7 protein-coding genes and 1 pseudogene are annotated in these 10,710 nt (G+C 32.3%); 4 read left to right on the plus strand and 4 right to left on the minus strand.

From position 1 onward, the window contains the following. The 4 genes from lptC (at position 1) to Q0075_RS07225 (ending at position 4,228) form a co-directional block, all read left to right on the plus strand. Entirely contained in the window at positions 1-561 is a 561-nt protein-coding gene (gene lptC / locus Q0075_RS07210) for an LPS export ABC transporter periplasmic protein LptC (RefSeq protein WP_291110145.1), read from the plus strand. 47 nt (positions 562-608) lie between these two features. Continuing rightward, complete coding sequence (locus tag Q0075_RS07215) at positions 609-800, plus strand: hypothetical protein (protein WP_291110143.1); 192 nt, start codon at positions 609-611, stop codon at positions 798-800. Between the two features lie 4 nt (positions 801-804). Continuing rightward, the gene (locus tag Q0075_RS07220; RefSeq protein WP_297868923.1) at positions 805-2,070 is read left to right on the plus strand and encodes a hemolysin family protein; all 1,266 of its coding nucleotides are present in this window, start codon (positions 805-807) and stop codon (positions 2,068-2,070) included. A gap of 100 nt (positions 2,071-2,170) precedes the next feature. Further along, positions 2,171-4,228, plus strand: coding sequence for a peptidylprolyl isomerase (locus Q0075_RS07225; RefSeq protein WP_297868924.1), 2,058 nt, complete (start codon positions 2,171-2,173; stop codon positions 4,226-4,228). A 53-nt stretch (positions 4,229-4,281) separates the two neighbouring features. Here the strand turns inward: Q0075_RS07225 and umuD are convergent, their stop codons facing one another. The 4 genes and pseudogenes from umuD to Q0075_RS07245 all read right to left on the minus strand — a co-directional run. Then, entirely contained in the window at positions 4,282-4,719 is a 438-nt protein-coding gene (umuD, locus tag Q0075_RS07230; RefSeq protein WP_297868925.1) for a translesion error-prone DNA polymerase V autoproteolytic subunit, read from the minus strand. Then, the gene (locus tag Q0075_RS07235) at positions 4,710-5,975 is read right to left on the minus strand and encodes a Y-family DNA polymerase (protein WP_297868926.1); all 1,266 of its coding nucleotides are present in this window, start codon (positions 5,973-5,975) and stop codon (positions 4,710-4,712) included. Before Q0075_RS07235 ends, umuD begins: the two co-directional genes overlap by 10 nt. A gap of 60 nt (positions 5,976-6,035) precedes the next feature. Further along, positions 6,036-10,328: a T9SS type B sorting domain-containing protein gene (locus Q0075_RS07240; protein ID WP_297868927.1), complete on the minus strand. Its 4,293-nt coding sequence runs from the start codon at positions 10,326-10,328 to the stop codon at positions 6,036-6,038. Positions 10,329-10,453: 125 nt separating this feature from the next. Beyond that, positions 10,454-10,710: pseudogene (locus tag Q0075_RS07245) on the minus strand (elongation factor 4); the annotation flags it as partial.

The following is a 10,710-nucleotide window of genomic DNA, read 5'->3' on the forward strand; positions in this document are numbered from 1 at the left end:
ATGAAAATACATTTTAAGAATAATCTTTTAAACATGGTCACGATTTTTGTCGTGACTATGTTTTTTTCATGCGAAAGCGACATCAATAAAGTTCAAAAACTTAGTAAAACATCTTTTATCCCTTCAGGTGAAGCTGATACTATTAACTTAAAATATACAGATTCTGGACAAATTAAATCAATACTAAAAAGTCCTAAAATGTTAGATTATGGCAATATAATCAATCCTTTCACAGAATTTCCAAAAGGTATTAATGTTACACTTTTTGATAACAAAGGAAATATCACAACCATTGTAGCAGATTATGCCATATCATACAAAAAAACCAGCATAATAGACCTACAGGGAAATGTAAAAATTAGTTCAGATACTGGTAAAAGATTAGAAACGTCACAACTGTACTTTGACCAAAAAAATGAATGGTTTTTTACCGAAAAACACTTTAAATATACTGATGAAGCTGGCGGTTATTTAGAAGGCCCTGGAGTTGATTTTAGTAAAGATTTCAAAATTTTTAACATGCAACAAAGTAGTGGTGAAGTAAACACTATTGATCAATAATTGTTTTACATTTTACTTTTCATTACATTTGATAAAAATAAAATATTATGACTTATTTAAAATTTATACAATATATTTATTTAATTTTCGCAGGGTTCTTTTTTTATGATGCTTTTAAAAAATACACAGAAGGAAGACCTTTTAATGATATTCTATTAAGTATTATTATTGCTATAGTGGCTATAGGAATGTTCTTTTTTAGAAGACATTTTCAAAACAAATATCAAAACAGAAAATAGCTAAATGGAAATTGCTATTATTGTAATTTGTTTATTGCTTTCAGCGTTCTTTTCAGGAATGGAAATTGCTTATGTTTCTTCAAACAAAGTATATTTATCTATCGAAAAGAGACAACAAAACTTTAATGCATCTATTTTAAACAAACTTACCGAGAAACCATCTCAGTTTATTACCTCAATGCTCGTTGGAAACAATGTAGTATTGGTGATATATGGGATTTACTCAGGTGATTTAATCATTGATTGGCTAAATAATTATTTTAAACTAACTGCATTCGTTGGATTACTTCTACAAACTTTAATATCAACTGCGATAATTTTATTAACCGCAGAATTCCTTCCCAAAGTTTTTTTTCAAATTTATGCCAACTCGTTTATAAAATTCTTTGCCGTTCCTTCTTATTTTTTCTATCAACTATTTTTTTGGCCAACAAAATTTATCATTTGGATATCAGATACTATTTTAAAGAAATTTTTTAAAACTCCAGGAGATCAAGTACAAAATTACTTTAGCAAAGTTGAACTTGGAAACTACATCTCTGAACAAATGAACAATGTATCTCAAGAAAATGAAATTGATTCTGAAATTCAAATATTTCAAAATGCATTAGAATTTTCTGATTTAAAGGCAAGAGATATTATGACACCAAGAACAGAAATTAGTGGTATTGACATATTAGATTCAGTCATAGAGCTAAGAGAAACTTTCATAAAAACAGGTTATTCTAAATTACTTATTTACCAAAATTCAATAGATGATATTTTAGGTTATGTCCACTCATTTGAATTGTTCAAAAAACCAAAAACCATCAAAAGTATCTTAATCCCAGTTGAATATATTCCAGAAACTATTTACATAAAAGATGCTTTAGATTTATTAACAAAAAAAAGAAAAAGCATAGCTGTAGTGTTAGATGAATATGGTGGTACTTCTGGAATTATTACTATTGAAGATATCATAGAGCAACTATTTGGTGAAATTGAAGACGAACATGATTTAGATGAAGAATTAATTGACGAATCATTAGATGACAACAGCTATTTGTTCTCGGCAAGACTTGATGTAGAATATTTAAATGAGAAATACAACTTAGAAATTCCTGAATCTGATTCCTATTCAACTTTGGGAGGTTTTATTGTGAATTACACAAAAGAAATTCCAATCAATGATGAAAAAATAAACATCGAAAATTTTGAAATAATCATTCATTCAGCAAGTAATAAAAAAATTGAATTGGTTCGTTTATCTGTAAAAGAAGAAAAAAGATAAAAAATCTTTCGAATTTTCGAGTAAAATATGAGTTTACTATTTTATTATTAAATAGATAATTGTATTTTCGCCCTCTGAAAAAAATTAAACACAAATAAAAATGGCAGTTTTATCTAAAATTAGACAACGTTCATTCTTCTTAATTATTATCATTGCTTTAGCATTATTCTCATTTGTTTTAGCGGATGTAATTCAAAGCGGAACTTTCAATTCTAGTACAAACAATGTTGGTTCTGTGAACGGAACAGATATTGAAGCTCAAGAATTTATGCAAAATGTTTCAATGATTGAAAAGCAAGGACAAGGAACTACTTCAACACAAGCAATGAATAGCGCTTGGGAACAAGAAGTTAGAAAAATCATCCTTTCAAGTGAATTTGAGAAATTAGGATTAAAAATTGGAAACGAACAATTAATTAATGTTATCAAGCAAAATCCAAATTTAGCTCAAAATCCACAATTCTTAAATGCAGCTGGACAGTTTGATGAAAATAAATTCAAAGAATTTTTAAAAGGAATTAAAAATGCTCCTGATCAATCACAATGGTTAGAATGGAAAGAATTTGAAAAAAACATTGAGAGATTTGCTGTTGAGCAAATGTATAACACCATGATTAAGTCTGGAGTATATACCACAAAAGCAGAAGGTAAATTTCAATACAAAACTGAAAATGACAAAGCTGACTTTGAATATGTTTCAGTAGCATTTTCAACAGTAAACGATGATCAAGTTAAAGTAACTGATGCTGAGATTATTGATTTCATGAAGAAATCTCCAAAAAAATACAAATCAGATAATACAACAAGCATTGATTTCGTTTTAGTAGAAAACAAACCATCAAAAGAAGACGAACAAGCAATGTTATCTTCAATAGGTGATGTTAAAGTAAAATTCGATTCTGTTGCCAATGTTGGTGAATTCGTTAATGCAAATTCAGATATTAAATTTGATTCAACTTATTTAGCTAAAAAAGATTTACCACTTGACTACCAAGAGCAATTATTTAACTTGCCTGTTGGTGGTGTTTTTGGTCCATATGTTTTCAATGGACACCAATGTATTTCTAGAATGATCGCTAAAAAAGGAAATGCAAGCGCTAAAGCTAGTCACATTTTATTAGCTTACAAAGGAGCACCTCAATCTACTGCAACTAGAACTAAAGAAGAAGCTCAAGCTTTAGCAAATGACTTATTAGCCCAAGCAAAAGCAAATCCTGGAAACTTCGCAATGTTAGCTATGACAAATTCTGACGACCCAGGATCTAAAAACAATGGAGGTGAATATGACAACATTATGCCTGGTCAAATGGTACCAAAATTTAATGATTTTGTATTTAACAATCCTGTTGGCATGATTGGAGTTGTTGAAACGGAGTATGGATTTCATGTTATTAAAGTTTTAGACAAGTATGGAGCTGTGCTTATGGGAACGGTTGCTCAAAAAATACAACCTTCTGAAGCAACAATAGATGCAATTTACACAAAAGCAAGTCAACTTGAGGCTGATGCAAACGAAAATAAAGATTTCGCCGCTGTAGCTAAAAAAGCTGGGTTAGAAGTAGTTCCAGCAACTAACTTAAAAGGATTTGACGAATATGTTCAAGGAGTTGGTTCTCAAAGAGAAATTGTAAGATGGTCATTCAACAAAGATACTGAAATAGGAGATGTTAGACGTTTTGATGTTCCTCAAGGTTTTGTTATTGCAAAATTAAAAGACAGAAACGAAACAGGTTTATTACCAATTGATGTTGCTAGACAATCTGTTGAACCGCTTATTAAAAATCAGAAAAAAGCTGAAATTATCAAGAAAAAAATGAATGGAAATTCATTAGAGGCAGTTGCAAAAGCTTCTGGTGCTTCAATACAAACTGCTACTGGCATTTCTTTGAAAACACCTGTACTTCCAAATATGGGTAATGAACCTAAAGTTGTTGGAAAAGCATTTGGTTTAGCTGCAGGAAAAACTTCTGAAATTATCGAAGGTAATTCAGGTATGTTTATGGTAAGAGCTAAAACCGTAACTAAAGCTCCAGAGGTTCCAAGTTATGCTACTTACATTACACAAGACAGAAGTCAAAATCAATCATATGCTATCTCTAAAGCTTATATTGCTTTAAAAGATAAAGCAGAGATTAAAGATAATAGAGCTAACTTCTAAGAAGAATTTAATATAATAAAAAAGGCTATCCGAAAATCGTGATAGCCTTTTTTTTATTTAATTTGTTTTATAACATAGGTCACAATACCCCAAATTATAAATTCGTTATGTGGTTCTATTTGAATGGGAGCATAATTTGGATTTTCGGGCATTAAAAAAATAGCTTCATCAGTTTTCTTGATTCGTTTTACTGTAAACTCACCGTCTATAAAACAAACTGCTACAGCATTATTTCTTGGCTCAAGACTTCTATCAATTACTAAAATATCGCCATCATCAATTCCTGCTCCTATCATGGAGTTTCCACTTGCCTTGGCATAAAAGGTTGCTTCTTTGTTCTTAATCAATAAATGATCTAAACTTACTTTTGATTCTTCAAAATCAGCTGCAGGCGAAGGAAATCCCGCTTTAATTTCACTCGAAATAAATGAGGTTTCAATCGGATTTTCAAAATCAGGGACGAAAAAAGTTATTTTGGAATTTACTTGCATTTTACTTCTAGTAATTCGTTAAAATTCGTAGTATATCGATTGGATAAATGATTCTGTTTCATTTTCCAAGTACGTTTTAAATCTTGTGACGCTAATCTAAGTTTACGTTCACCTGTTTTCGCTTGAACAGCATCCATAACCTCCATGAGTTTTTGGTATTTGGGATTCTCCTCATCAAAAAGTTTAAATTGGCGTTGCAAAGAAGGCACAATCTCTGAAACTATAACACCTGCTTTTTTGTAAGCGGTTCCTTCTTGATATAAATCTTTCAACATCATAATAGCGGTTTGACTAATTGAAAAAGAAGTATTGGAAGGAAAAGATAAAGTTTGCATGCGATAAAAACTATACTTTTCACCATTAGCGTTAAATGGATCTTTTCGCAAATACAAAGTAACCGCATTGCAACAGGAATTTTGTTTACGCAATTTCTCGGAACAAACACTGGCAAAAGTTACTACTCGCTCTTTGAGTTCATTAAAATCAGTAATATCTTTCTCGAAACTTCTCGTTACAGCGATATTTTTCTTTACCTTAGGTTCTTCCATTTCTAATACAGATTTCCCTTCTAATTCATACTTCAAACGCATGCCTACTACTCCCATTTCTTTGCGAATAAAAGCTTCGTTATGCGGAAGTGTAAAATCATAAGCCGTATTAATGTTTTTTGCTTGCATTTTTTTGGTTAAACGAAAACCAATGCCCCAAACATTTTCAATTTTAGTCCACTTTAAGGCTTTGATTCGTTTTTCCTCGGTATCGATAACATAAATTCCATTTGTGCGTTCTGGAAACTTCTTAGCGATTTTATTAGCTACTTTTGAAAGTGCTTTTGTAGGCGCAAAACCGATTCCAATAGGAATACTCAACCATTTCAAAATTCTGTGTTGGATTTCGGCACCATACGCGTTAAAATCAGGAATTGTCATTCCTGAAAAATTCAAAAAAGCTTCGTCGATACTATACACCTCAACATTGGGCGTATAATTTTCTAAGATTTTCATCACTCTATGACTCAAATCGCCATACAACGCATAATTGGAAGAAAAAACGTGAATATCATGTTGCTTTATCAAATCGCGAACCTGAAATTCGGGTGCACCCATTGGAATTCCCAATGTTTTAGCTTCGTTACTACGCGAAATGATACAACCGTCATTATTAGACAAAACCACAACAGGTTTACCATTTAACTGAGGCTGAAAAACACGTTCGCAAGAAACGTAAAAGTTATTACAATCAACTAAAGCATACATCTTGTAAAGTTACTTCAACTTTCACAAAAAGAAAATGAGTCAATTGTTAATGTTAATAAATTATCGCTTTAAAGAAAAGTGAGCTTTAAAAATTTGTTTAGTCGTTCCATTCTGAGGTAAATATTCCACCGTAAACCAATAATCCGTAGAAGGCAGTTTTTCACCATTATAAATTCCATCCCAACCTGAACTAGCAGGCGACATTTGTTTCAAGAATTTACCATAACGATCAAAAATAGTAATCACTGCATCAGGTTGATGGCTTAAATTCCAAATATTCCAATTATCGTTGACTCCATCTGCATTTGGTGTAAAATAATTAGGATAATTAATAATATAAATTGGACCAATAGTTGTTTGTGAACATCCGCCCAAAATATCATAAATATTCACATAATATTCGCCTGTTGGCAAATTAGTAAACACATTACTAGATTGATATTCAGTTACATTTCCATCTGGATAAACCAATTGATATAGGTAATCTCCAAATAATCCACCAGTTAAATTTACGGTAATAAACGTGTTGTTTTCAAACGGAGTACTTACCGTAAAATTAGCTACAGCTGGACTCGATTGTACAATAGTTACCGTGGTTGTGTTGTAATTACAATTAGCTCCTACATCAGGTGTTAGTTTAATAAATTCAACCGTATAAACTCCTGCTTGTGACGCGGTGTAAGTTGGACCAGTTCCCATTAAAGTTCCATTCAAATACCAATTCAAGGTAAAAAATGCAGGATTTAAACCAGAATCCATAGTAAAGGTTCGTAACACATCACCTGTTTGAGAATCTACACAGATAATTCCACCTTGAATTGTTATGTTCAAAAGAGGATGAACTGTGAATGTGAAAGAAATTTCGTCGTTGCAATTTGGGTTTCCAATTGCTGAAGCGTACACATAATACGTATACGTTCCAGGAGTTGTGATATTCAAATTCGCAATTATATCAGCAGCATTACCACCTGATTGCGAATAATAACCAATATTATAGGTTGTTGTTGGCAATGTTGGTAAAACATAAGTACCACATTTTTCATTATCAAAAACCAATCCTAAAGTAGCTAAGTTAGGTGTTTCAGAAACCACAATATCAAAACTATCTTCTTGCGTACAAATAGTTCGGTCTCCATTTACTGCATACACATAAATTGTTGTAGTTGTGTTTGGCGTATTAAAAATTGTTCCTGGTAGTACAGGATTTACTCCATTTGGATCATAAAAATAACCAATGGTATAATTAAATGGTGTTGGTGCTACATGTGTTAATGCTGGTAATTGGTAATTATCAAACTCACATACGTTTACGTTTGGATAATCTGGTAGATTAATTCCATTATATGTAATGGTAAAAGGTCGATTGATTTCACAACCTGTACTAGTATCAATATTATAGAGATAAAAGGTTTGGGTAGTATTAAAAACTTGAGTAGAAGAAACAACAGCTCCACCACCACTTGGCCCGCCAGGTGCTGTATAAATAGTTCCATTAGTTGGTGCTGGAATAGTGTAAGGGTTACATTCGGTTCTACCAATAACATTATCTGTAACAGGAAATGGATTAATACTTATAGTAAAAAAATCTTCATTAGAACATAATGTGGTTGAACCATCTGGATTATTAAATATGTGTTCATTATAAACATAATAAGTTCCAGGATTTAAATGAGTGCCGGATAAATCTATAATATCACCAGCAAATAACTGTTGCTGTCCAAATGCTGTGGGACCACCTGACAATGTGTAATAAGTTCCATTTGACAAAACAGGTAGAACAAATTCTCCACATTGAGGTCCATCAGGAATATCGTCAACTAATGGCGTGGGATGAATAACAATATTGTAATTTAAATTACTAGTACAATTAGGCAAAACAGATGTGTTTGTAAAATAATAAACCACTTGGTTTGATGTTATTGGAATATTAGGGTCTACCGAGACACCTGACTCATTAGGACCTGTAAAATAACCTCCAAATGTAACTGGAGGCAGAACATATCCTTGTTGAGAACACGCATAAACCGTAGAAAATAATGTAGTATCTACTAAATTAATCACAATATCATTCGACTCAATACAAGTTCCTGGCAAACCTTGACTTGTTGTGTGCGCTAAAGAATTAACGACATAGTAGGTTCCTGGGAAGTTGGGCCCGGCAACACTAATAACATCTCCTGCATTTAAAGCTGTCCCTCCTCCATTTGGATCTGTGTTATAATTTCCATTAGTTAATGGTGGCAAAACATAAGAATCACATGTTGTAACATCTGCAGGATCATCTACCAATGGTACTGGATGTATAAAGAAAATAAATTGCTCATCTCTACAAAACACCCCATTTACCTCTGCATAATAATATAAAGTTTCTGTAATAGTTGCTGTTGTTGCATTCAAATATTCTGTTCCTGCTGGAACAATAACACCAATACCTGTTGGGCCTCCTGGCTGCGTATAAAAATTCCCAATGTTTTCTGGAGGAGTTGGTACCACGAATCTTCCACAATGATCTAATTGCGGAACATACTCGTCGATCAGCGTTAAATTAAAACTAGATTCATTAGTACAGCCATTTGCATCTGGACCAGCAAAAATATAGTACGTTCCACCATCCACTAAAATATCTCCAATATTAAATTGCACTTGACCTGGCGTTGTTGGACCACCTGGCAAAAGATAATAGGTTCCATTCACAATTGTTGGCAAGGTAAATTGACTACATTCAATTGGATCTGGAATATCATCAACTACAGGAAGTGGATTAACTGTAATAACAAAAGAAGTAACATCAAAACAATTTGGATTTAAATTATCTTGAATTCGGATTCCGACAACAACCGTAGTGGTACCATTTGGAATTGAAACGGAAGTTATAGGATTTGTTCCTAAAGAAGCCTCTCCAATCGAATTATAATAAGTAACTGTATAATTAGCTGGCGATTGCCCATTTAGAACTTCATTTGTTGTTGTAGCACTAAAAGAATAAGTCGTACTTCCTTGACCTTCACAAACTGAAACTGGATTAGGTTGTGTTGCAACGACAGCATTTGTTACAATTAAATCAAAAGTATACTCAGCATCACAAAAATTACCTGTTATGGTATTAAATATTTTAATGTAAATCGTTTGTCCACCAGCACTCGGATAAGATACTAAATTTCCTGCTGGAATTGGATTATTCGCCACTATATCAGCTGGCGTTTCATAATAAAAAACATCATAAATAGCAGTATCTATTCCTAAAGCAGCTTCATTGTTTGTAGTTAGATCAAAATTATAAGTTGCTACTCCAGTATTACAAGTTAATAAATTAGATGGATTTGTAACTGCTAAATCGAAAAAAACGATGGTATCCGTAATCGTACAAGTTCCTCTAACAGCTTCAACAGTGTAAGTTCCGGCATGAGTTACTGTATAAGTAGAATTTGTTTCACCTGGAATGGAATTTCCATTTTCGTACCAAGTATATGTGAAGGTATTATCTAAATTTGTATTCAACAAAACTTCATCTCCAGAACAAATAATTTGATCCGAACCTAAATCTAAAGTCGTAGTAAAACTTCCTGCGGCTATAAAAACCGCAGAGTCAAAACCAGTATTGGCGTAATCTCCAATTACCAATCGAATTCTATAAGGGGTATTAGGAACAACAGCCGAAGAAGCATTCATAACCAATGTTTGTCCTCGCATATTTAATGCCGAAGTAGGATTTCCAACATTATATGTTCCAAAAAAAGTCGGATTTACAGAAGCACAACTGTTATTTGGACTTGAAGGATCGTTATAAATACTGTTTCTAATTGTAGTAACCGAAACTGGTGTACTTGTACCCGGAATGACTGCTAAATTTGTTGAAACTCCCGTAGATAAATCGGTTAAAACAAAAGCAAAAACATCACTGAATTCACATTGATAAAATCCATACTCATTAGAAGCAAACAAAAAATTAAAACTAAAACTATTCGAAAGCGGAATAAAATCAAACTCTAAAAATTCGGCATTTACAATTGGACTTGTTCCGCCATTATTATTACTTAAATTTTGCAAAAAAGCATCTCCAGAAACAGTAACAGAACTACTCAAATTAGCACCAGAATATTGACCTTGTGTAAAAGTCGCCACACCATTTCTAATAATTACTCCTTCCGAAATAGGAAAACTAGAACCATTTTGATTAAAATAGGCAACCGCTTGAGTGGAAGAAACCGAAATATTTGAAACTTCAACACAAGAATTTCCTAACAACAAATCAACTAATTGTGCGGGTGAATTTGTAGCATTATCAACTGTTATCCCTTGTGAAAACAAACAAGTTGAATATAAAAAGGCAAATATAAAAAGTAAGTTTTTCAAGATTCATGGGGTTTAAATCATTGACATAAATATAACTAAAAAAAGGAAAACTAAATATTATTAAACACAAAAAAGTTTGAATATTAAAAAATATTCAAACTTTTTGTTAATTATTTAATTTTTATCTAATCGTTTAGTTTTAAAACAGCCATAAATGCTTCTTGCGGAATTTCTACGTTTCCAACTTGACGCATACGTTTTTTTCCTTTTTTCTGTTTTTCTAAAAGTTTACGTTTACGCGAGATATCTCCACCATAACATTTCGCTGTTACGTCTTTTCTCAAAGCTTTAATAGTTTCACGTGCGATAACTTTAGCTCCAATTGCAGCCTGAATTGGAATATCAAACTGTTGTCTTGGGATTAATTCTTTTAGCTTCTCAC

Origin of the sequence: uncultured Flavobacterium sp. (assembly GCF_937967675.1) — a bacterium.
Taxonomy (GTDB): Bacteria; Bacteroidota; Bacteroidia; order Flavobacteriales; family Flavobacteriaceae; genus Flavobacterium.

Coding starts and splice junctions, on each gene's coding strand:
- lptC (WP_291110145.1), top strand. CDS start 1: ATGAAAATACATTTTAAGAATAATCTTTTAAACATGGTCACGATTTTT.
- Q0075_RS07215 (WP_291110143.1), top strand. CDS start 609: ATGACTTATTTAAAATTTATACAATATATTTATTTAATTTTCGCAGGG.
- Q0075_RS07220 (WP_297868923.1), top strand. CDS start 805: ATGGAAATTGCTATTATTGTAATTTGTTTATTGCTTTCAGCGTTCTTT.
- Q0075_RS07225 (WP_297868924.1), top strand. CDS start 2,171: ATGGCAGTTTTATCTAAAATTAGACAACGTTCATTCTTCTTAATTATT.
- umuD (WP_297868925.1), bottom strand. CDS start 4,719: ATGCAAGTAAATTCCAAAATAACTTTTTTCGTCCCTGATTTTGAAAAT.
- Q0075_RS07235 (WP_297868926.1), bottom strand. CDS start 5,975: ATGTATGCTTTAGTTGATTGTAATAACTTTTACGTTTCTTGCGAACGT.